We start from the raw sequence: 22,013 nt of genomic DNA on the forward strand, positions 1-22,013 counted from the left end.
ATAAGCCGCAGACGATTGACAATACCACTGATATATACGTTAATGATAACCGTTCTCATTATTATTACCGTTATATTACAGAGGCAAGATCATGCTCCACTCCCTCATTGCTGGCGGTCCCATTATTTGGGTGCTATCTGCGTTCTCGGTTATTGGCTTGACGGTCGCGAGTTATAAAATATGGCAGCTATTCATTCAGCTTAAAGTAAATGATTCTGCAGCCCAGCGCGCTTTCAAGCTTTTAGAGGATGGCAAAAAGCCTGAGGCGCTCATCTTAATCAACGGTCATCGCAACCCGAGCGCAAAGGTGCTGAGTCGCTGCCTGCAACTCTTCGCTAATAAATCCCTCGACACCCAGCAAGCCCGGGATGAAGCCTACCGCGGGGCGCGCTTACAAGCAGAGCAACTCAGCGGCCATCTTCGCATTCTTGAGGTCATCGCCACCCTCGCCCCGCTATTAGGTTTATTAGGGACCGTGCTGGGCATGATCGAGGCCTTCCGCGCAATGGAAGCCGCTGGCGAGCATGTTAATCCCGCCATTCTGTCTGGCGGCATCTGGCAGGCACTGCTCACTACCGCCGCGGGCTTAATTGTCGCAATTCCTATTTCCGTATTGCATAGCTGGCTAGAGCGCTGTGCTGAACGTCAAACTCAGTCAATTCAAAACACCATTGAATACGCATTTACCCTAAATAGTCTGAATAAAGGGCCCTTTCACCCGGTCTCGAAAGAAGCGAGTGAACACGCGTGAACACTGCTTTGTCTGCATCGGCGCTGAGTAGGCCTCGGCGCAAAAATCCGATAAGCCTTACCGCCCTAATTGACGTAGTTTTTATTTTACTTATGTTTTTTATGCTCACTTCCACGTTCAGCAAAGAACATACTATTGCCCTGAGTAAAAGCCAGGCGGTAGCACAGGCAATTGATCCCGCACCGCCGCAATTATTATTTGCCTATGACGACGGCAGTTTTGCATTTTTTAATGATTCCCTATTAACACTAGGCAACGTTGCCGAGCTTGCCGGCATTGCGGACGTAGGCAAACCTGTAACCTTGCTGCCCGCAGCCGAAATGCGTGTACAGAACATTGTCAGTCTTTTAGAAATACTCAAAGCCGATGGATTTACGCAAGTCAACTTAGGTGAGCCACTGCCGCAAGGTGCCCAGCACCATGAATAGAACACTTATGGCCGGGGCAAAAAAATCCAGCAGTGACGACAACCTGATCCCGCTGATCAATATCGTGTTTTTATTGCTGATCTTTTTCATGGTCGCAGGCCAGCTTAAAACTGCACAAAGCGGCGCGGTGCAACTACCAAGTAGCACCCATACAACAACCTCTGAAAGCCAAGCCATAAAAATCATTATTAATACACAAGGTGAGATTTTTCTAAATCAAGCTGACTCCGATTCGATTCCAATCTCGCCGCAAGCACTGAGCGAATACATCAGCAACCAGTCGGATCCAAGCCCTACCTCAGTGTCGCTATATGCAGATCGAGATCTTACTGCGGCGCAATTGCACCTCGCGCTTAATGCTCTCGGCAGCCATCCAACACTCAGCATTAACTTACACACCCGCAAAGGTGGAGAAGAATAATGCGTCAACTCCCTTGGCTCATTGCCTTTACATTCGCGATCAGCGTGCACGCGTCACTATTTTACGTTGCAGAACTCGGCCAAGAACCAGCGCCGCAGATTGGCGCCTATGCAGAGGGCCAAGACGGCCTTGAAATTGGTTTAGGCATGAGCGGCTCGTACGCCGACATTGCCAAGCGCACAGCGCCAACAGAGCCCGCCGCCCCCCAGCCTGAGCCTAAATCGATCGTCAAACCAGTGGTCAAACCAAAGCCCAGCAAAACAGCCAAACCTGTCGAGACGCCAAAGCTAATTCCAAACGTGATGCCGGCGGCAACGCCAATGGTAAGCGCAACGGCACTCGCCCCGCCGCCACAGATTGCTGAGGCACCTAAGCATGGCTACCAAGCAGCTGTAGAACGAACCACGCAAAGTCACTACGACATGGTCTCTGCAGAATCCACCCAAAATTCCGATGCACCAGATACCTTAGTCAAACCTGACACCGCACGTAGCGAAGCAATGGTTCGCGCCAGCGGCTCCGGTGCGCAGCGCAGTGCGGGCGGCAAAGCTGGCGACAGTAAACACTACTTTAGCCAGCTATCCGCATGGCTGGGACAGCACAAAACCTACCCTCCCGAGTTAAAAAAACGCAAGGCGCAGGGAATAGTGACCGTTAAATTTGGCATTCGCCGCAGCGGTGAAATTTTCGCGACCTCCGTGAAATCCAGTTCCGGCCACAAGGCCCTCGATGACGCAGCGCTGCAAATGCTCGCTGATGCCTCGCCTCTACCGCCGCTGCCAGCAAGTATTAAAAAAGATCAGATCCACCTCGTTATACCTATTGAGTACTCCCTAATCACCAATGACTTCCATGAGGATTAAGCATGAAACGGAAAGCAACACTTACACCCGCAAGTCTAAAACCGGCGGGAAAAACGCCACAAAATCACGCTTCACAATCAGCGCGTTTTAAACCCAGCGCGAGTGCGCTGGCACTGGGAATACCCACCCTGCTAATGAGCGGCATGGGCTTTGCGCAAAGTGACGACACCTTTGTACTCGACACGCTTAAGATCGAGGAGCGCACCGTTGACACCAACCCCTATGCCGAAGCGGGCGCACCTTACAAAGCCAAAGTATCTGGCGACAGCCGTCATGTAAAAGACTTGGCCGACACCCCGCAAACTATTAATGTACTGACCCAAACTCAAATTAAAGAGTCCGGAAAATCAGACTTGCGCGATGTGCTAGCCGCTCAGCCGGGTATCACCCTCGGTACCGGTGAAAATGGCAATGCCTTTGGTGACCGCTATATTATTCGCGGCCACGAAGCGCGCAGCGATGTGTTTGTCGACGGCCTTCGTGACCCCGGCATGACCACTCGCGAAAGCTTCGCCACCGAACAAGTCGAAATCACCAAAGGCCCAAGCTCGACCTTTGCTGGACGCGGATCAACTGGCGGCGCGGTAAATAGCATTACCAAACAAGCCAACACCGAATACGATTTCAATAAACTCAGTGGCGGCATCGGCACCGACAATTATCAACGCCTGAGCCTCGACAGCAATAACTCGCTCAGTGATGACCTGGCGCTGCGCATTAACTTACTCTATTCATTCCAAGACGTGCCTGATCGGGAACCCGCCGATAAAAGCCGCCGCGGCGTTGCCCTTTCTGGCTTATTCCAAGCCACAGAAAAACTGCAATTGCTCAGTGATTTCTATTATTTGAATGCCCAAGACAGCCCAGATTTGGGAACCTATATTGTGGCAGGGGGCGGTAAGCCGGTGGATGATTTTCCGGTTTATTTACAGGACCAAGACTTTCTCCAGTCGGCAGTTAGCGTCTATACGCTGCGTGCCAACTACGCGCTTAGCGACACCAGCCGCATTGAGAATGCGCTACGATACGGCACCACCAACAACGGCTATGTCACGACAGGTGCTAGAGGTACTACCCGCGACGCCAGTGACCCAGATGCGCCAGGAGCACCGACAGCGTCGCTAAGCACCCATCAGGGCTGGCAAGAAGTCGAGTACCTTGTTAACCAGTTTAACTTCTTTAAAGATATCAATATTGCTGGCAAGAAAAACCAACTTGTCTTTGGTGTCGAGTTGTCGAAATACAATATCGTTAATGGCGTGTACAGTGTCACCAATAATGGCACCAGCAACTGCATTGTCAGCGGTCGCGGCGGCGCAGCGCCTGGCTATTGCACCGCCGATGCCAGCGGCAATACGCTGGAAAATCTCAATTCGATTATGGGTCGCAGTATTTCTAAGGGCGACCAAGACTCAGACTACAATATTGAAGCCATTTCACTCTCGGTGATGGACACTATTGAATTGAGCGACAGCTGGTCTTTGTTCACCGGTATTCGACTAGACGACTTTGACTACGACAATACTATTGTGAGCGGCGGCACACCGACGAACTTTAAATATTCCGATTCCCTGTGGAATGGCCATATTGGCGCGGTGTATAAAATTAATGACGACGCCAATGTCTACCTGACCTACAGCACCTCGGCCAATATCAATGGCGGCGAATCTGATCTCGGCGGCAACTGTGGCTATGGCGGTTTGTGTGGTGACCCGGACCAAGCAGCCAATAGTGAACCAGAAATGACAGAGAATATTGAACTGGGCACTAAGTGGAATATCTTGAATGACAAGCTCTTAGCCACAGCCGCTATTTTTCAAATCACCAAAAGTGATGTAATGGAAAGCGTTGGCGATGACTATGCCACCCTCGGCACCTTGAACACCGGCAAAAACCGCGTCCAAGGCATAGAGTTCTCACTGGTCGGTAATATCAGTACTAAGCTCAGCACCCAGTTCGGTGCCAGTTTTATGGAATCGGAAATTCTCGAATCCTATACCACTGCTAGCGAAGGCAAGGTTCTAAGCAACTTCGCCGACGACAGTGTTTTTCTACAGCTGCGTTACCAAGCCAGCCCTAAATTCTCGTTTGGCGGCACCGCAACTTACTCCAGTGAAATGTACGCTGGTCAGCCCGATACCGCAGCAGGCTTTAGCAGCACAACTGGGGAATACTCCTACGAAGTACCGAGCTATACCGTGTTCGACGCCTTTGCCAGCTACCAGTTTAGCGAGCAGCTGAAGGCACGCGTTAATATCGGCAATGTCACCGACGAAGACTACTACCTCGCGGCCTACCGCAGTGGTGCATTCACCTATATTGGCGACGCGCGCAATGCCCACGTAAGCGTGGAATACGAGTTCTAAACTCGCTGGCGCTGTGTTCATATACAATGGACACAGCGCATTTGATCAGTAACGGAATTCAGCAATGAAATACACCCCGCCCCTGCAAACTATTCCCGCTGAAATTGTCTGTCTCGATGATTATCAGCGCTACGCTAAAGACTTTCTCTCCCACGACATTTACGAATACATTGCCGCCGGCACCGCCGACGAGCAAACCTTAAATCGCAACCGCAGCGCCTTTGCGAATATAGAATTAACGCCGCGCGTACTGCGCGACTTTAGTAGCGGGTCAACCCAGATTTCGCTACTCGGCCACAACTTGGCCCACCCCTTTTTACTCGCGCCATTAGGCTACCAACAGCTCTGCCACGCGAGTGGTGAACTCGCCACCGCCATGGCCGCCGACGCCATGGACACAGCCATAGTGGTTAGCACGCTGGCTACCGCCAGCCTAGAAGACATTGCCGCACAAACCAACGCGCCCAAATGGTTTCAGTTGTATTTTCAAGCTCGCCGCGAAGATACCTTATCCCTCGTGACGAGAGCGGAAGCCGCCGGCTATACCGCGATTGTTTTAACCATTGACGCGCCGCTGAGCGGCCTACGCAATCGCGCCCAACGCGCTGGTTTTTACTTGCCACCTGAAATCCAAGCGGTAAATATCCCTGCATCCGCTGAGTTCTCACAAGCCGGCGCGCCAGGCGTAAACCCAATACTTCAGCAACTCATGGCACTCGCACCACAGTGGCAAGACCTGCGCTGGTTAAAACAACATACCAAGCTCCCCATTATCATCAAAGGCGTGATCAACCCCAACGATGCCAAGCGCATCGCCGACATGGGTATGGATGGCATTATTGTTTCTAACCATGGCGGTCGCTGCCTTGACGGCTTACCTGCCAGTATCGACGCCCTACCCGCAATACGGCAAGCACTGGGCGATGACTTCCCTCTTTTACTCGACAGCGGCATTCGCCGCGGCAGCGACATCCTCAAAGCCATAGCACTCGGCGCCAATGCGGTATTAATCGGTCGCCCCCAGGCTTTTTCACTAGCGGTTGCCGGTGCGCTTGGCGTCGCACATATGTTACGTTTGCTCAAAGAAGAACTGGAAATCACCATGGCACTCTGCGGTTGCCCACAAATTACAGACATTGATCGCAACTGCCTTTTCACCCCTGGCTAAGGACCACTATGCTCACTGTCATCAATGATTTTCTCAGCGCGAGTGAATTATCACATTTTCGGGCAACGCTCGACGGCGCCAATTGGCAAGACGGCGCCCGCAGTGCAGGACAACTTGCCGCCCCACTCAAAGCCAATTTACAATTAGATGACAGCGGCGCAGCAGCGCGGAGTCTGGTCAATACCCTCAGCACCAAACTTAGCCAGCACCCGCTGTTCATCAGCGCGGCATTGCCCGACAAGATTTATCCGCCAAAATTTAACTGCTACCAGAATAACGGCCACTACGGCCAGCATATCGACAGCGCTATTATGCGCTGCGCCGACGACAGCAGCCTACGCAGCGATTTGTCTGCAACCTTGTTTTTATCCGAGGCACAAGACTACGAGGGCGGCGAACTCAGTGTTGAAATTGGCGGTTGCCTCCAAGAAATAAAGCTCAACGCCGGCGATATAATCCTCTACCCCGCCAACTGTCTACACGAGGTCAAACCGGTACCGAGGGGTCAGCGCCTCGCCGCGTTTTTCTGGGTACAAAGCCTCGTTCGCAGCCACCAGCAACGACAGCGGCTGTTTGAACTCGACCAAAGTATCCAAGCCTTAACGCTCAAACTTGGCTGCGACGACGAGGAAGTGCGACGGCTCTCAGCCTTGTATCACAATCTCCTCAGAGAATGGGCCTACGCCTAAGTGATTTACCACGGGCAATTAACTGAATTAGCCGTAAAATCAGCGAAGTACCGGCAAGTCACCACTAAATCTATAAAAACAGTTGAACAATCGTGGCGATGCCTTACTCTAAGAGGCCTAAATCTCATAGTTGTAAAATCCACTCCGCTTCGCACCGCGAACCGGGGGTTAAGCCACACCTAGGAAAGCAGATTGCCACGTTTAAAATCGAAAGCCAGCGACAACGAAACAAACACCGCCACCTTCCGTTTGAAAGGCGGTTTATTCCCGCTCACACTATTAGAAATCAGCCGTTTTGACGCGGAGGATTTTGAACAACAATTACGAGACAAAGCAGCAACCGCGCCAGGCTTTTTTAAGCAAACGCCGGTGGTGCTCAGCTTTGATGATTTTACCGGCGAGCTAGGCGATCTCCCTTTAGCGGATGTACTGACCATCTGCCGCGGCCAAGGACTCTTGCCCGTGGCACTGCGCAGCGGCGCAGAGAGTTTAGCTCAACAGGCACAGACCTTGAACTTAGCCATTATGCCGGCGACGCGGGTAAAGGCTGCACCTGAGCAGACAGAAACCAGCGTGGCAGAAGCGCCTCCCTCCGAGGCCACCCCAATTGAACCCAGTCAACTGGAACTCAGCCCCAGCGCCACAGTTGAAATCGACCACAAGCCCAGTAAAATCATCACCACACCGATTCGCTCCGGCCAGCAAGTTTACGCACCAGGCGGCGACCTGATCATTATGGCCGCGGTGTCTGCCGGTGCAGAAGTACTGGCGGACGGCAATATTCATGTTTACGGCGCCCTGCGCGGCCGCGCCCTCGCTGGCGTAAAAGGCGATACTAGCGCGCGAATTTTCTGCCAAAGCCTCGAGGCCGAACTGGTCTCCATTGCCGGCACCTTCAAAGTGGACGAAGATCTGCGCAATGAACATTGGAAAACCGCGGTTCAAATTGGCCGAGACGAGGGCGCACTGTGTATTACCGCACTCGTTTGATGCCAACTCATTTAAACCCATCATGCCCTCAGAAGGATTAAACCCTTGGCCAAGATAATAGTAGTTACTTCAGGAAAAGGCGGTGTGGGTAAAACCACCACCAGCGCCGCAATCAGCAGCGGCATCGCCATGCGTGGCCACAAAACCGCCGTTATCGATTTCGACATTGGCCTGCGCAACCTCGACATAATCATGAATTGCGAGCGCCGCGTAGTATATGACTTTGTCAACGTCATCAACGGCGAAGCCAAGCTGCGTCAGGCCCTGATCAAAGACAAGCGCGCTGAAAACCTCTATATTTTGCCCGCATCGCAAACCCGCGACAAAGACGCGCTCACCGTCGAAGGCGTTGAAGGCGTTCTAAAAGAACTCGCCGACGACGGCTTTGAGTACATTATTTGCGACTCCCCCGCGGGCATTGAACACGGCGCGTTCATGGCCATGTATTTTGCCGATATGGCCATCGTTGTCGCCAACCCCGAAGTCTCATCTGTGCGTGACTCAGATCGCATTCTGGGCATACTGCAAAGTAAATCGCGCCGCGCAGAAAATGGCGAACGCGTCGAGGAATGCCTATTACTCACACGCTACAACCCCGAGCGCGTTGAGAAGGGAGAGATGCTCGGCGTTAAAGACGTAGAAGAAATCTTAGCCACCAAGTTACTGGGTGTTATTCCTGAGTCTGAAACCGTGCTTAAAGCCTCTAACCAAGGTATACCGGTGATTCACGACACCGAGAGCCCCGCCGGCCAAGCTTACTCCGACGCTGTAGCGCGCATTCTTGGTGAAGAAGTGGAACACCGCTTTATGAGCGTTGAACAAAAAGGTCTGTTTCAACGCCTGTTCCGGAGGAGCGCATGAGCATATTCGATTACTTCCGCAGCAATAAAAAGGCCACTGCGTCGATCGCCAAGGAGCGTCTGCAAATTATTGTCGCCCATGAGCGCAATCAACGAAGCCAACCAGACTACCTGCCCAAACTGCAGCAAGAACTGCTCGACGTGATTCGCAAATACGTTGACGTAAACCAAGACCAAGTTGAAGTACAGCTCGACAACAATGGCAACTGCTCAGTGCTAGAGCTAAACATTGTATTGCCGGACCGTTAAGACTTAGTCAGCACTGCAAACTTTTTTCTAGGCGCTATTAGCTGGGGCTGCCCCAGCTAATAGGAATGGCGTCACTGCCCTAGGGAATACTATGAACGTAAAAGACTTTTGCGCTTTCACCGCCATCGCCCTGACGTTTATTGGCTTTGCCCCTTATATTCGCGGTATTCATCGCGGTACGACCCACGCCCATGTGTTTTCCTGGCTGATCTGGGGCATTACCACCGGCATCGTGTTTTTTGCACAAATTAACGCCAAGGCCGGCAGCGGCGCATGGCCCATTGGCATATCGGGGCTCATTACGCTGTATATCGCGCTACTGGCATTTCAACGCAAAGGCGATGTCGCTATAACCCCAAGCGACTGGCTATTTTTCGGTGCTGCGCTGTCCTCTATTCCCATTTGGTACTTAAGTGCCGAACCGCTATTTGCCGTGATCATACTCACCTTTGTCGACCTGCTCGGCTTTGGACCAACCCTGCGCAAAGCCTACCAGCACCCCCACAAGGAAAATCTCGGCTTCTTCAGTCTGTTTGCATTGCGCAACAGTTTGGTGATTATTGCGCTGAACAACTATTCACTCACCACCGTATTATTTCCGGCCGCCGTTGGGCTTGCCTGTGTATCCTTGATAATATTGGTGCTGTTTCGTCGTCATTTATTAAAGGTCACCGCGAGTCGCAACGACCTTTCCCGCTGAGTTTACTATGCGCGCACTACTGATCTTTGTATTACTACTTAATCTCCCGGCCATCGCCGTGGCGTCGTCTTGTGAAGACACCGAGATTTACACTGAAACATTACTCAACAGCGCAGTGGAACATCTATTGGAAAATTACGGCGAGGCCGCCGTCAAACAGCCGGTAGAAAAATGTAGCACCGGGCCCGGCGCGCTATGGCAATTAGCCTTAGCCGCTCACGAAGAGGATGCGAATTTTCAATACTATCGCGTTATTAGCTGCACGCCAGATCACGCAAATCCAGCGACGTCGTCGGCCCTGCAATGCAACAGCCAAGAAGCCAGACGGCTTAAATACCAAGAGCAAGTAATAGAGGCATCAAGCGATGGCAACGCCACCGAATTCATTCACGCTTTAGATTGCTTTAACGAAGCCCTGCAGGCTGGGAATATCAAAATCAGCAAGTACAACTCGCTCTTAGACAGTTATTTGAGTATCCCCCTGACTAGCAGCCGAGATATTAGCGCCATTGCCGCCGAACCGCAGTTTAAGCGATACACTATTAAGGCCTTAGCAAATCGCTACCGCTTTAGTGTGGAGTTAGACAAGGAGTTCGGCTGCTTTATCGAGCCCTTACGGAGTTAATCGTCCAGCAAATAACCCGACTCCAGAATTAATGTCCGGATTGGCTCACTTTGCAAAAATGTGAACAGCGCCACCGCTGCGGGATTTTCCGCTGCAGCATTTAGCAAAACTGCGTCTTGGCGAATAGGCCCGTGCATAGTCGCCGGCACCAACCACTGCGAGCCACTGGCTGCCAAGCCTGCATCTTGCAGCTGTGATAGCGCCACAAAGCCCAAATCGGCGCTGCCCGTGGCAACAAACTGGAAGGTTTGGGCAATATTCTCGCCACGGACTATTTTTGAAGCTAAGCGCCCATCGCTGTCGAGCTGCTGTAAAACCTCCGTCGCTGCCTCACCGTAGGGCGCCAATAGCGGATTGGCAATCGCCATTATGCGAAAATTACCACGCCGAATAATATCAGCACGATTGTTAATTAACTGCGGATCAAGCGACCACAACACCAAACGACCTACCGCATAGGTGAACCGAGAATCTGTCACTGCCAAACCGTCAGCGATCAACGCGGCCGGCTTGGCTTGATCTGCCGACAGAAACACATCAAATGGCGCGCCATGGGCTATTTGCGCGTAAATTTTACCCGACGACGACACCACTAGCTCAACGCGGTGACCGCTCTCTAGCTCAAATAAACGCGCAATTTCCCGCATCGGGCCAGCAAAATTCGAGGCGAGTGCCACCCGCACCGTATCAGCATGCGCAGTGCCAGCTAAGAACAGAAACAACGCAAAAATGCGCACTCGAAAAATGCTCACACTAGCTCCGTAGCCGGCTCAAGTACCGGTCTAATTGATTGGCAAAAGCCTGCTTATCTTGTGCGCCAAAGGGCGCTGCGCCACTGCTATGCACACCTGAGGAGCGCATGGTATCCATGAAATCACGCATATTGAGTATGGAGCGGATATTTTCGGCGCCAAATAGCTCACCACGCGGGCTCAAAGCCAGCGCACCTTTATCAATGACCTCAGCCGCTAGGGGAATATCGCTGGTGATGACCAGATCACCAGACGCCGCGCGGCGGACTATTTCATTGTCGGCAACATCAAAACCGCTACTCACTTGGACCGAGCTAATATTGGCCGCAGGTGGCACTCTTATGCTCTGATTCGCAATCAAGGTCAGTATTACCCCAGTGCGCTCTGCAGCTTTGAATAAAATTTCCTTAACCGCCACCGGACACGCATCCGCATCAACCCATATGGTCATAGCCCACTCCACTGTATTTACGCCGCCATTATCCGGCATTTCCCCACATTTAGCATCGCGACCGGCAAACCGTTACCTCCAAATAGCTCGTCCTGCCAAAGTTTTCGCCGAAGTATCCCTAGGGAAAGTACGAATATTGACAAGGATCACATTGAACTATGATTTGCCATGGATAATTTATCTCAAAGTCAATCACTGCCAGCCTAGGTGCACCCTGCCTATAGCTAATCGCTGGGCGAAGAGAGTCAATGAATGCAAAGTCTGCCCCCACTTATCAAAGGTGACAAATTGCCTACTTTTCCAGAAGTAGAGCAATTTCGTGGCAGTCATTTCAATAGCGTCAAGTGGATACAGAATGCCGTATTGCTCTGCGTGGCACTGGTTATTATATGCAGTGGCGTATTTATCGACTTTCAGAACACTCAGCGCTACCAATCGCAATACCGCGTTACCATGCAGAACCAGCTCAAGTTAACCGCCAGCAAACTGGAAGGCTTGGTGCTTGCCAACTTGCAAACAGCCAAGAGTATTGTGCCTGTCATCGGCGCCAATCCCAATATCGACGCAGCAGACTTTGATTTATACGCCGCACCACTATTTGACGGTAGCGTGCAGTTAAGAAATATTACCGCTGCACAAGACTTAAAAATCAAGTTTGTCTATCCACTGAAGAGTAACGAAGCGGTACTGGGCTACGACTACCGAGATCGCCCGGACCAACTCAAAGACATCGTTCGCGTGCGCGAAACCGGCAAGATGGTTTTATCTGGTCCGTTCACCTTGATTCAGGGCGGTCAGGGACTTATCGCCCGCATACCGATTTTTGACAATACAAAAACTGCAGAACCGAAACCACTTTGGGGCACCGTTGCCGCGGTCATTAACCTAGATCAACTCTATGCAGCCGCTGGTCTTAACGAGGCCAATTCCCCCATCGACATTGCGATTCGAAAAGCTCCGCAAACAGTAGCGCAGGATTCAAAGCCGTTCTTCGGCAAGCAGAGCGCTTTCTCTAGCTATGCACACCCCGTTACTGCGGTTATCAATTTACCGTCCGAAGACAAATGGGAGCTCGCTGGAATTCCAAAAAATGGTTGGCCTAAGCGCGCCGACAACGCCGCGTCCATGCGCGCAATCTCCATCATCACCGGAATTTGTATCTATGCTTTGTTTATTCTTGGCTACCGACTCTTAAGTCGTCGGCAACGTCACAATGTGCTGTTACACAGCCTGTTCGACCTTGCGCCAATCGGCATTGCCTTAAGTGACTTTGAGTCCGGTAAATTTTTACAAGTGAATAACGCGTTAATGGCAAGTAGCGGCTATTCACAGGATGATTTCCTAGCACTAAATCAATGGCAAATTTCCGCGCAAAGCCAAGACGAAGTAGAACAATACCAACTACGGTCGCTAAAAAAGCATGGCCGCTACGGCCCCTATGAACGCAATTACATTCGCAAAGACGGCAGCGAATTTCCGGTTTTATTAAACGGCGTATTAATCCAAGACAACAGTGGAAAACACTTTGTTTGGTCGATCATCGAAGATATTTCAGCCCAGAAAAAAGCCAATGATATTGTCCAGCGCCAGGAGTCACTCATGCGCTCAATGGGCGCTCAGGCTCGCGTTGGTGCGTGGGAGTATCTGGTGGATATCAACAAATTGTATTGGTCGCAAATGACCCGAAAAATTTTTCGAGTTGGAGATCACTACCTTCCTGAAGCGAAAACCATTCGAGAATTTTCTAGCGGCGACGATGCATTACAACGGTTTGATAAATCAGTGAAAGAAGCACTAGGCAATGGCCTGCCCTTTAGTGACGAACTAAAAATCATTACCGCGAGTGGCCGCGAAATCTGGATCCATATCACTGGCCAAGCTGAATTCAAAGACGGTCGCTGTATTCGCCTATACGGTTCAGTTCAAGATATTGACAGTCGGCGCAAGGCGCAAGACGAGCTGATCTCCGCTAAGGAACAGGCCGAAGCGGCTGCCCTCGCTAAGAGCGAATTCCTCGCGGTGATGAGCCACGAAATTAGAACCCCAATGAACGGGGTACTCGGCATGTTAAACCTTTTAGAGAGCACGCCACTAAACCAAAACCAAGAGCACAAGGTTCATATTGCCAAGAGCAGTGCACGATCTTTGCTAGGCCTAATCGACGATATTCTGGATTTTTCCAAAGTCGACGCTGGCAAACTGGAGCTCGAAGAAATTGAATTTAACTTGCGCCGATCACTAGATGAGTTCGCAGAAGGCTTAGCACATAGCGCCCATGCCAAAGGCTTAGCACTTATTGTCGATCTCAGTATGCTTCCACTCTGTAGCGTGATCGGCGACCCAGTACGCCTACGCCAGATTGTGAGTAATTTACTGTCCAATGCCATTAAATTCACTGAACGCGGCAGCGTTATTTTACGCGCGAGTTTAAGCCAAGAAGCTGACGACCTTTTCCTTCACTGCGCCATTATTGACAGCGGCATCGGCATTCCTGACCCAGACCGAAGGAAACTGTTCATGCCGTTTTCCCAAGTTGATACCAGTACCACGCGGAAGTACGGCGGCTCCGGATTAGGCTTATCCATTTGCAGCAAGCTTTGCGAATTGATGGACGGCAGTATTGCCGTGCACAGCAACGCCGATCAGGGCAGCACGTTTAGCTTTAGCATAAAACTAAAGGCGACGAATACGGCTAACAAAATCGCCCGCCCCGCCTTGGCGGGTCGCAGCATTTTACTTATCGATGAAAATGCCGACTTCCAAACCACGATGACTCACCAGCTAGAGCAATGGGATGCCACAGTACATATTGCTGACAATTGTAACGCGGCCACAGACTTGTTTTCGCCGTCCTCCAAGACGACGCCCGATCAATGCGGGCTCATATTATTATCAGCGCAAATCGGAGAAGCAGATGACGTGGCCGATGCCACGCATCGTCTGCGCCAACATCCCGCCTTTGCTAATACCGCCATCGCCCTGTTGTGTACCGGTAATACCGCATTCGACCACGCACTCGTCGACGCAGAGATCAACGCCGCCTATCTAAAACCGCTATCCACTGACAATTTATTGGCGGCCTTGCAGCTCACTGCGGCGGACAAACCACAATATGAATTTGCCAGTAAACTGCAGGAAACCACATCTCATGCAACACTAGATGTAGAGCCAATAATTGTTAAAACCGACAGTAAATTTCACAATCAGCACATTCTGCTGGTCGAAGACAACCCGGTAAACCAAGAAGTTTGCCGCGGCATGTTAGATGAATTAGGCGTTCACACGAGTATTGCCAATGATGGAATCATGGCGCTGCAGATGCTCAGTAGCGCGTCCACATTATCGCCCTACACACTCATCTTAATGGATTGCCAAATGCCAGTAATGGACGGCTATGTCGTCAGCCGCCGAATCCGCAACGGCGGCGCAGGACGTGCCTACCGGCAGGTTCCCATTATCGCCTTAACCGCAAATGCCATGAGTGGCGATAAAGAAAAGTGCCTGAATGCTGGCATGAATGACTACTTAAGCAAACCGCTGGAACCTGCTGACCTCGAAGCCAAATTAACAACGTGGTTAATTGAAAAAACAAGCGCGTATTCGACTACCGCGACTATCACAAATATCGCATCATTTAAGCAACCGGCTCCAATCGTCAGCGCGGTGTCACAAGGACAGCAACCATCGCCGACGGAAAACAACATTAGCGAAATTTGGGCAGAGTCTAAGGCACTCGAAAGCGCAATGGGCCGTACCGATACACTACGCAAGCTACTAGCAATGTTCTCAACGCAACTTGAAGGTCAATTGAGCGAGCTTTCAGAAGCGGTAAAGTATGGTGAAGTGGAGAATGTTTCCAATATTGCCCACGCAGTAAAAGGCAGCGCAGGCCAGCTCGCCGGCCACCGACTCCAACGAAGCGCAGCTGCTCTCGAGCGCGCCGCGCAGAATGGCGAAGCTAAATTGATTGCTCAACTTCATAGCACCTTTTTAGAAGATTGCGACGCGCTCCAGATCCGTTTCAAACAGTACTTGCAGCTAGAGAGCAATACCAAATAGACTGCGCCGCGACCAAGTATCTCGTCGCGTAGACGAGGTACCCTGCTCTCGCCTATGCGACATAGCCCCCTAAATCTGCGCTACGCTAACAATGTCGAACACACCATTCAAGCTCGTAAATCGCTTGGCCAATGAAAAGTTTCACCTGTGCCGCGTTATCAAGGATAATGCCGGTCCTGTTGGCCCGCTTCGCGCCCAATTTATTCACGGCCCTGCCCTAGGATTAAACCATGACACTCCAACGCCTCCGTCTCGCCAAAAATGAAGATAAACGCCTGCGCAGTGGTCATTTATGGATTTACAGCAATGAAGTCGACACTCAGGCTACACCGCTGCGTAATTTCAGTGCCGGTGAGCAAGTGATTGTCGAAAACCAGCAGGGCAAATCCCTTGGCGTTGCCTACGTCAATCCACAGTCATTAATCTGCGCGCGCATGATGACCAACGACGAGCGCCCCGTAGACTTAAACACCCTGAAAAAACGCATCAAATCAGCACTGGCACTGCGTGAGCAATTATTTGATCAGCCCTGCTATCGGCTCATTTACGGCGAAAGTGATTTACTACCCGGCCTAGTAGTCGACCGCTTTGGCGACCACCTGTGTGTGCAGCTTAATACGGCTGGTATGGACGCCATGCGCGACATCGTGATCGAAGCCTTAGTGAGAATGCTACAACCAACATCAATACTGCTACGCAATGACGCCGGTGTTCGCAAACTAGAGGGCCTGCCGCTAGAAGTCGTTACCGCCTACGGTGAAGTACCTGACGAAGTCGAGCTCATCGAAAACGGCGTACGCTTTTTAGCGCCGCTGGCTGCAGGGCAAAAAACCGGTTGGTTCTACGACCAGCGCCCCAATCGCGAATGGCTGCGCAATATTGCGCCCGGCAAACGGGTACTAGACGTCTTTAGTTACGTCGGCAGCTTTGGCGTCCAAGCCGCCGTGTTTGGCGCTGACGATGTGTGGTGCGCCGATATATCAGAAAGCGCACTGGACATGGTTCATAAAAATGCGGAGCTCAACGGTGTTGCCGATAAACTCAGCACCGTGCAGGGCGACGCGTTTACCACGCTAAAATCACTCAAAGAAGCCGACGAGCGTTTTGACGTGATTATTGTCGACCCACCAGCGTTTATTAAACGTAAAAAAGATCAGAAAGAAGGGATTTTGGCCTATCGCCGTATTAACGAAATGGCAATGCGCCTACTCAATGATGGCGGCTTCCTCATCTCCGGCTCCTGCTCTATGCACATGCCCCGCGAAGAATTACTGGATTTAGTGCGCGCCTCAGCAAGACATATTGACCGTCACGCCCAAATTCTCGCTGAAGGCATGCAGGGCATGGATCACCCCGTTCACTCGGCCATCCCAGAGACACGCTATTTAAAGGCCGTGTTGAGCCGTATTTCTAGAATATAGGCGCACGACTTAATTATCAGTTTTAAAACAAGATCGACTTAGGGCGCCGGGTTGGAATAACGTTGGTGTATCTGTGCTATTTCCGCATTAATATCACTGCTTAGGCTCAGCTCGGCGCTGACGATATTTTCCTTAAGCTGCGCCATTGTCGTGGCGCCAATAATATTACTGGTCATAAAAGGCTGCTGATTAATAAATGCCAGCGCCATTTGAGTTGCATTCAAACCACTTTTTTCTGCCAACTGTAAGTAGGCTTCCGTTGCTGCTTCGGCCTGTGGATTAGTGTAGCGTTTAAAACGTTCAAACAGTGTAATCCGGCCATCAGCCGGGCGGGCACCGTGACGGTATTTACCGCTCAACATGCCAAACGCCAGTGGCGAGTAGGCCAGCAAGCCAACCTGCTCACGAATAGCCATTTCGGCCAAACCTATTTCAAAACTTCTGTTTAACAAATTATATGGATTCTGAATGCTGGCAATGCGCGGCAAACCGTATTGCTCAGCCAAACGCAAATAGCTCATCACACCCCAAGGCGTTTCATTGCTGATACCGATTGCTTTGATCTGGCCGGAGCTGAGCAATTCTGCCAACGTCTCTAATATTTCATGGATCTCTGCTTCACCGCCATCACTGCCGTGCTCGTAGCCCAACTTGCCAAAAAAATTGGTGGCGCGATTCGGCCAATGAATTTGATATAGATCGATATAATCGGTTTGTAAACGCGTGAGACTTCCTTCAAAAGCAGACAATATTGCTGCGCGGTCAAGCGGCTTACCGTCACGAACATGAATATGGCCGGGGCCAGTCGCTTTACTAGCCAAAACAATGTCTTTACGTCTCGCTGATTGACGAAACCATTCGCCAATATACTGCTCTGTACGCCCCTGGGATTCCGGCACAGGCGGCACTGGATACATCTCGGCAGTGTCAAAAAAATTGATGCCCTGAGACACCGCATAATCCATTTGTTCGAAGGCCTCGTCCTGGGTGTTTTGCTCCCCCCATGTCATGGTACCCAAACAAATTTCGCTCACGCTGATACCCGTTCTTCCGAGTTCATGCATTTTCATATTCACCCTCCTAATCCATTAATAAGCGCAGTGAAGCCATTCGCATAATCCACCATAGTGTACGGCAATTTCAGTGGAAACGAACGGCTGGTAGGCCGACAATTTTCTAGTGCAGGTACACCGTATTTCGTCAAACGATGCGCACCCTTACACTTTTTTGACTGGCACGTCACCGCCAAACTAGTTGACACAATCAACCACTTTGCATATAGCTGATAAAATCAACCATGTTAAGGTCAGCACTATGCCAACACGGGCGATAAACGAACTGCTCCACAGCCTTAGCCATAGCTATAAATCGGCTCTGCGTACCGGCATTAAAGATCAGCAAATTCCATTGCCAATTACCCACATACGCGCACTCAAGGGCATTCACCGCAACACAAATTGCACAGCCCAATCCATTGCCCAGCGTATGCAACGTGACAAAGCGCAAATAACACGCGTTCTGAACGAACTTCTGGAAGACGGCTATATTAGCAAAATCGCCAATCCCGATGATCGCCGAAGCCAACTCCTTCGCCTAAGTGACAAAGGCATGAAAATCTTCACCCAGCTCAACGCCATTGAACACAAAGCCAATAAGGCAATGATGGCCAATCTCAGTGACGAGGATATGCGCGCATTCATCCGCATCGGAAATACCATGATCGACACCGGCACCGCACAATGAAAGGAATATTCGCATGAACAAGCCAACGCCCAGAGCCCTCGAGGTTATTCGTACCACCGCGCTAAGTCCCCATATGCTCAGAGTTACCCTGGGTGGCGAAGGTATGAACAGCTTTCCCGATGACCAAGAGAGCGCCTATATAAAACTTATTTTTCCTCAAGAAAATAACCCGCGGCCACTGATGCGCACCTACACAATCAGACAACAACGCCTGCGTGAAATAGATGTGGATTTCGTTATTCACGAGGCAAGTGGCCCAGCCTCTACATGGGCGCGCTCAGCTGCGGCTGGCGATAAAATATTAGTCGGCGGCCCCGGGCCTAAAAAACTTATCGACACAAACGCGGAGTGGTTTCTCTTGGTCGGCGACATGACGGCACTACCCGCCATAAGCGTTAATATTATGCAGCTACCGGAGAGCGCGCGCGGCTACGTCGTTATAGAAGTGCTCGACAAAAATGACATACAAGACTTGGCGGTGCCCGAGAATATTAATGTGCATTGGCTACTTAACCCCAAGCCTGATCCGAGCGGGAAAACCCTTGGCCGTTACGTTGAAAATTTGAGCTGGCTGCCAGGAAAAGTCTCGGCATGGGCTGCCTGCGAATTTAGCTCAATGCGGTATCTGCGCAAATACCTAAAACAGACTCGGCAATTGAATAAGGACCAGTTGTATGTCTCTAGCTACTGGAAAATAGGCAATGACGAAGATCAACACAAGGCAGAGAAACGGCAAGACGCTGACCAGCTTGAGGCGACGACATAATCGTCGTCACAACTAAGTCATTATTTATACAGCGCCAAAGCTTAGCAACAGGGCGCGCCATCAACGTCAAACAGCGTTGAATCAAAAGGCAGGCCGACGCCACAGCCCTCAAATATGCCAAAGTGCTGATCAAAATTCCCGACAAAATCAAAATGCGCCGCAAAGCGGCTATCCTGCAACATGCGCCAGGTGTTTCCGCACACTGGGAATATTTTCCCTGCTTGTATGTCGTGATGTTTATCCAAGACGAAACGATGCGAACTATTCGTAATACTGCCACGATAAATAACGGCCTGGCCGTAATCCTCACAATCACTTTCTAGCGCATCCAAATTAAACAAGCGATACGTAGCGGAGAAAAATTTGATATTTCCACAGCGCGCAGCAAGCACGGGATCAGTAATGTCTAGCGGGCGATCTTCAACCAAACGCGAATCCATAAAACCCTGTCGCTTTGCGAGCTGAATAAAATCATTCCAGTACAGTGCTCCACCTAAGCATTCACCGTACAACACCGGATCATTTTTTACAGATTCCGGCACGCGCCGATCAGCGTAAACATCCGAGAAATAAAATTCGCCACCGGGCTTCAATAAGCGCTTAACACTGCGCAGTACCGCGTCTTTGTCTGGTGACAAATTGATAACACAGTTTGATACTACAACATCAAAACTGCCCGCCTTCAAATCAAGCTCATCGAGTTTTTCAATATAGCCTTTAAGAAAACGGACATTACTAAAACCAAATTTCTCGGCATGATAGTCTTGGTACTCTCTAGCAATAGCGAGTTGCTCGTCGGTCATATCCACGCCGACCACTTCACCGCTAGCGCCAACCATTTGCGCGAGCGCATACACATCGCGGCCACTGCCGCTCCCTAAATCTAGAACGCGACAACCTTCTAATAAGGGCGGGCACACTAAACCGCAGCCGTAATAGCGCGTTAAAACCTCCTCATGAATATTGCCCAGCAAGGGTTTAAGCCATTCAGGCATTGCAGTGAAATCGCAACAGGCTGTGGTTTTTAAATCTGCAGAACTCTTGAGCTGCTTACCATAATAATCTTGAACTAGGTCGTGCATGACATCTCCCAGCGATGACGACGGTAACTGTCCACCGCCAGATAGTTTTATAGGACGACAATGGCCGCCACTAAACTAGCGCCGAATATAATTACCAAGCTAATTACATCGACTAGTTTTAACTCGTATCTTGAAGAGTTTGAATCCAGCGACGCCAAACGCCACTCTCTTGCCGCAAGAAACAAGGGGAAAGCAACGCTAATGGCGACCACGACGCCAACGACGACATACCCGTAAACATATTTAACACCGATCCGCCGCGCCTCAATGAACATCCAGACATTACAGCCAAACGCTAAAAACAATATATCTACAGTTAAGAATTTTCCCGCGGAATTCGCATTGAAAAGCGCGTCGCGCCAAAACAGCTTATTCGCATTTACAAAGCCGTCGCCCATATACCCTGGGATATGAATCCACGTCATCGCAAGCGCAAGCAATGCCGTCATTAGATACACCACGATCAGCGCCTTGCTTTTAAATTCCATATCCCCGTTGCCCTTGCTTTCTCACGATATTACTAAGCCACGCCATTAAGCCCTACCGGGTTTACTACAAAGCGCCACCACAACTACTACCCTGCCCAGCAGTACAGCCATAGCAATGATCGGCAATGGCAATAGGTTCACCCCGCAAATCCACCGCCAGTAAATCGCGCAGATGACGGGCAGACCCGCTTGGCAACGGTATACCGAGCTGCTGATTAAAATCACAGTCATACAAATTGCCCAACCAGTCCACGCTCACCAAATTGCGGCACATTACCGAGTCGAGATTGTGCTCACTGAAATTGTCTCTCAATAGCGTCATATAAGGTGCGAACTGCCCTTTCGAAACCAAGGTAGAACCAAAACGTTTAATGGGCATATTCGCCAAGGCAAACAACTGATTAAATTCAATACCAAAATGCGCCATCAACTCACGACGATAGTCCGCTTCCAAGCTTTGTTGATTTGGCGGCAGCGATGGTCCTTGGGGGTTGTACACCAAATTCAGCACCAAACCCGAACCCGCTTTGCCATAACCCAATGAGTTCAATAACTGCAATCCGGCAATACTTTTATCGAATACGCCTTCGCCGCGCTGGGCATCGACATTTTCAAGGGAGTAACAGGGCAAAGAAGCCACCACCTCGACCCGGTGCTCGGCTAAAAACTCCGCCAACCCCTCCTGTCCCGGCTCAAACAGGATAGTGAGATTGCAGCGGTCGATAACTTTTACCCCGAGCGCCGATGCCGCACTTACCAGCTCCCGAAACTGCTCATGTAATTCGGGCGCGCCGCCGGTTAAGTCTAAGGTTTGAATTTGCCGAGCTTTTAATACGTCGGGAATCATGGCGATGCTGTCGGCGGCCATCATCTCTGTTCGGGTCGGCCCCGCATTTACATGGCAGTGCAAGCAGCGCTGATTGCATTTATAACCAAGATTTACTTGCAGCGTGTCAAGCGGCTTGCGAGAAATAGCGGGGAAGTCGGTCACTTCCAATAACGCGAGAGTATCGTGCATAGTCGTCCTATATTCGCTTACGGTGTTAGTTAGTCTCACGCAGGCTGTATTTGTTACAAAACTACGTGGTGATAAGCCTAAATTTCAATATTTGGCCCAGACCATAAGGCATATTGGTGCCTA

At 50.7% G+C, this 22,013-nt stretch carries 22 protein-coding genes; 16 read left to right on the forward strand and 6 right to left on the reverse strand.

What is annotated here, in order from left to right; translation table 11 throughout:
* Positions 1-91 precede the first annotated feature (91 nt).
* The 12 genes from ABD836_RS14615 (at position 92) to ABD836_RS14670 (ending at position 10,110) form a co-directional block, all read left to right on the forward strand.
* On the forward strand, positions 92-751 hold the full coding sequence (locus ABD836_RS14615; RefSeq protein WP_344937328.1) for a MotA/TolQ/ExbB proton channel family protein: 660 nt from the start codon (positions 92-94) through the stop codon (positions 749-751).
* Positions 748-1,179 (forward strand): ExbD/TolR family protein, encoded by a 432-nt coding sequence (locus ABD836_RS14620; RefSeq protein WP_344937330.1) that lies wholly within the window; start codon positions 748-750, stop codon positions 1,177-1,179. Before ABD836_RS14615 ends, ABD836_RS14620 begins: the two co-directional genes overlap by 4 nt.
* On the forward strand, positions 1,172-1,600 hold the full coding sequence (locus tag ABD836_RS14625; RefSeq protein WP_344937332.1) for an ExbD/TolR family protein: 429 nt from the start codon (positions 1,172-1,174) through the stop codon (positions 1,598-1,600). Before ABD836_RS14620 ends, ABD836_RS14625 begins: the two co-directional genes overlap by 8 nt.
* A complete protein-coding gene (locus ABD836_RS14630) occupies positions 1,600-2,463 on the forward strand; it encodes a TonB family protein (RefSeq protein ID WP_344937334.1) in 864 nt (287 codons plus the stop codon). Before ABD836_RS14625 ends, ABD836_RS14630 begins: the two co-directional genes overlap by 1 nt.
* Before the next feature lie 2 nt (positions 2,464-2,465).
* Entirely contained in the window at positions 2,466-4,829 is a 2,364-nt protein-coding gene (locus ABD836_RS14635; RefSeq protein ID WP_344937336.1) for a TonB-dependent receptor, read from the forward strand.
* A gap of 64 nt (positions 4,830-4,893) precedes the next feature.
* Positions 4,894-5,997, forward strand: coding sequence for an alpha-hydroxy acid oxidase (locus ABD836_RS14640; RefSeq protein ID WP_344937338.1), 1,104 nt, complete (start codon positions 4,894-4,896; stop codon positions 5,995-5,997).
* An 8-nt stretch (positions 5,998-6,005) separates the two neighbouring features.
* Positions 6,006-6,686: a Fe2+-dependent dioxygenase gene (locus ABD836_RS14645; protein WP_344937340.1), complete on the forward strand. Its 681-nt coding sequence runs from the start codon at positions 6,006-6,008 to the stop codon at positions 6,684-6,686.
* 192 nt (positions 6,687-6,878) lie between these two features.
* Positions 6,879-7,676, forward strand: coding sequence for a septum site-determining protein MinC (minC, locus tag ABD836_RS14650; protein ID WP_344937343.1), 798 nt, complete (start codon positions 6,879-6,881; stop codon positions 7,674-7,676).
* A gap of 45 nt (positions 7,677-7,721) precedes the next feature.
* On the forward strand, positions 7,722-8,537 hold the full coding sequence (gene minD, locus ABD836_RS14655; protein ID WP_344937345.1) for a septum site-determining protein MinD: 816 nt from the start codon (positions 7,722-7,724) through the stop codon (positions 8,535-8,537).
* Positions 8,534-8,785, forward strand: a complete 252-nt coding sequence (minE, locus tag ABD836_RS14660) for a cell division topological specificity factor MinE (protein ID WP_344937347.1) — start codon at positions 8,534-8,536, stop codon at positions 8,783-8,785. The genes minD and minE overlap by 4 nt, the downstream gene beginning before the upstream one ends.
* Positions 8,786-8,876: 91 nt before the next feature.
* The gene (locus ABD836_RS14665; protein ID WP_344937349.1) at positions 8,877-9,485 is read left to right on the forward strand and encodes a hypothetical protein; all 609 of its coding nucleotides are present in this window, start codon (positions 8,877-8,879) and stop codon (positions 9,483-9,485) included.
* A 7-nt stretch (positions 9,486-9,492) separates the two neighbouring features.
* Positions 9,493-10,110, forward strand: coding sequence for a hypothetical protein (locus tag ABD836_RS14670; protein WP_344937351.1), 618 nt, complete (start codon positions 9,493-9,495; stop codon positions 10,108-10,110).
* Here ABD836_RS14670 and modA read toward each other — a convergent pair.
* Together modA and ABD836_RS14680 are read right to left on the reverse strand one after the other, a co-directional pair.
* Positions 10,107-10,862 carry a molybdate ABC transporter substrate-binding protein gene (gene modA / locus ABD836_RS14675; protein ID WP_344937353.1) on the reverse strand — a complete coding sequence of 252 codons (756 nt, stop codon included), beginning with the start codon at positions 10,860-10,862 and terminating at the stop codon, positions 10,107-10,109. The two genes, ABD836_RS14670 and modA, sit on opposite strands and share 4 nt — an antisense overlap.
* A 1-nt stretch (position 10,863) precedes the next feature.
* Positions 10,864-11,313 (reverse strand): YaiI/YqxD family protein, encoded by a 450-nt coding sequence (locus ABD836_RS14680; RefSeq protein WP_344937356.1) that lies wholly within the window; start codon positions 11,311-11,313, stop codon positions 10,864-10,866.
* A 252-nt stretch (positions 11,314-11,565) separates the two neighbouring features.
* Here ABD836_RS14680 and ABD836_RS14685 point away from each other — a divergent pair, with 252 nt between their 5' ends.
* Both ABD836_RS14685 and ABD836_RS14690 read left to right on the forward strand, forming a co-directional pair.
* The gene (locus tag ABD836_RS14685) at positions 11,566-15,372 is read left to right on the forward strand and encodes a response regulator (RefSeq protein ID WP_344937359.1); all 3,807 of its coding nucleotides are present in this window, start codon (positions 11,566-11,568) and stop codon (positions 15,370-15,372) included.
* A 230-nt stretch (positions 15,373-15,602) separates the two neighbouring features.
* The gene (locus ABD836_RS14690) at positions 15,603-16,793 is read left to right on the forward strand and encodes a class I SAM-dependent rRNA methyltransferase (RefSeq protein ID WP_344937362.1); all 1,191 of its coding nucleotides are present in this window, start codon (positions 15,603-15,605) and stop codon (positions 16,791-16,793) included.
* A gap of 38 nt (positions 16,794-16,831) precedes the next feature.
* Here the strand turns inward: ABD836_RS14690 and ABD836_RS14695 are convergent, their stop codons facing one another.
* Entirely contained in the window at positions 16,832-17,863 is a 1,032-nt protein-coding gene (locus tag ABD836_RS14695; protein WP_344937364.1) for an NADP(H)-dependent aldo-keto reductase, read from the reverse strand.
* A gap of 244 nt (positions 17,864-18,107) precedes the next feature.
* Between ABD836_RS14695 and ABD836_RS14700 the strand changes: the two genes are divergently transcribed.
* Positions 18,108-18,536: a MarR family winged helix-turn-helix transcriptional regulator gene (locus ABD836_RS14700; RefSeq protein ID WP_344937368.1), complete on the forward strand. Its 429-nt coding sequence runs from the start codon at positions 18,108-18,110 to the stop codon at positions 18,534-18,536.
* Between the two features lie 13 nt (positions 18,537-18,549).
* Complete coding sequence (locus ABD836_RS14705; protein ID WP_344937370.1) at positions 18,550-19,302, forward strand: siderophore-interacting protein; 753 nt, start codon at positions 18,550-18,552, stop codon at positions 19,300-19,302.
* A gap of 41 nt (positions 19,303-19,343) precedes the next feature.
* On the opposite strand, the gene ABD836_RS14710 is transcribed toward ABD836_RS14705, so the two are convergent.
* From ABD836_RS14710 to arsS, 3 genes are all read right to left on the reverse strand, one after another.
* Entirely contained in the window at positions 19,344-20,384 is a 1,041-nt protein-coding gene (locus tag ABD836_RS14710; protein WP_344937373.1) for a methyltransferase domain-containing protein, read from the reverse strand.
* A gap of 47 nt (positions 20,385-20,431) precedes the next feature.
* Positions 20,432-20,872, reverse strand: coding sequence for a DUF2834 domain-containing protein (locus ABD836_RS14715; protein WP_344937376.1), 441 nt, complete (start codon positions 20,870-20,872; stop codon positions 20,432-20,434).
* A gap of 64 nt (positions 20,873-20,936) precedes the next feature.
* On the reverse strand, positions 20,937-21,890 hold the full coding sequence (arsS, locus tag ABD836_RS14720; RefSeq protein WP_344937378.1) for an arsenosugar biosynthesis radical SAM (seleno)protein ArsS: 954 nt from the start codon (positions 21,888-21,890) through the stop codon (positions 20,937-20,939).
* Between the last annotated feature and the right edge of the window lie 123 nt (positions 21,891-22,013).

The sequence above is a fragment of the Zhongshania borealis genome (assembly GCF_039539625.1).
In the GTDB taxonomy this organism is placed as follows: domain Bacteria; phylum Pseudomonadota; class Gammaproteobacteria; order Pseudomonadales; family Spongiibacteraceae; genus Spongiibacter; species Spongiibacter borealis.

Coding starts and splice junctions, on each gene's coding strand:
- ABD836_RS14705 (WP_344937370.1), top strand. CDS start 18,550: ATGAACAAGCCAACGCCCAGAGCCCTCGAGGTTATTCGTACCACCGCG.
- ABD836_RS14635 (WP_344937336.1), top strand. CDS start 2,466: ATGAAACGGAAAGCAACACTTACACCCGCAAGTCTAAAACCGGCGGGA.
- ABD836_RS14670 (WP_344937351.1), top strand. CDS start 9,493: ATGCGCGCACTACTGATCTTTGTATTACTACTTAATCTCCCGGCCATC.
- ABD836_RS14680 (WP_344937356.1), bottom strand. CDS start 11,313: ATGACCATATGGGTTGATGCGGATGCGTGTCCGGTGGCGGTTAAGGAA.
- ABD836_RS14690 (WP_344937362.1), top strand. CDS start 15,603: ATGACACTCCAACGCCTCCGTCTCGCCAAAAATGAAGATAAACGCCTG.
- ABD836_RS14630 (WP_344937334.1), top strand. CDS start 1,600: ATGCGTCAACTCCCTTGGCTCATTGCCTTTACATTCGCGATCAGCGTG.
- ABD836_RS14665 (WP_344937349.1), top strand. CDS start 8,877: ATGAACGTAAAAGACTTTTGCGCTTTCACCGCCATCGCCCTGACGTTT.
- ABD836_RS14640 (WP_344937338.1), top strand. CDS start 4,894: ATGAAATACACCCCGCCCCTGCAAACTATTCCCGCTGAAATTGTCTGT.
- ABD836_RS14700 (WP_344937368.1), top strand. CDS start 18,108: ATGCCAACACGGGCGATAAACGAACTGCTCCACAGCCTTAGCCATAGC.
- minE (WP_344937347.1), top strand. CDS start 8,534: ATGAGCATATTCGATTACTTCCGCAGCAATAAAAAGGCCACTGCGTCG.
- ABD836_RS14645 (WP_344937340.1), top strand. CDS start 6,006: ATGCTCACTGTCATCAATGATTTTCTCAGCGCGAGTGAATTATCACAT.
- ABD836_RS14685 (WP_344937359.1), top strand. CDS start 11,566: ATGCAAAGTCTGCCCCCACTTATCAAAGGTGACAAATTGCCTACTTTT.
- ABD836_RS14695 (WP_344937364.1), bottom strand. CDS start 17,863: ATGAAAATGCATGAACTCGGAAGAACGGGTATCAGCGTGAGCGAAATT.
- ABD836_RS14615 (WP_344937328.1), top strand. CDS start 92: ATGCTCCACTCCCTCATTGCTGGCGGTCCCATTATTTGGGTGCTATCT.
- ABD836_RS14625 (WP_344937332.1), top strand. CDS start 1,172: ATGAATAGAACACTTATGGCCGGGGCAAAAAAATCCAGCAGTGACGAC.
- ABD836_RS14710 (WP_344937373.1), bottom strand. CDS start 20,384: ATGCACGACCTAGTTCAAGATTATTATGGTAAGCAGCTCAAGAGTTCT.
- ABD836_RS14715 (WP_344937376.1), bottom strand. CDS start 20,872: ATGGAATTTAAAAGCAAGGCGCTGATCGTGGTGTATCTAATGACGGCA.
- arsS (WP_344937378.1), bottom strand. CDS start 21,890: ATGCACGATACTCTCGCGTTATTGGAAGTGACCGACTTCCCCGCTATT.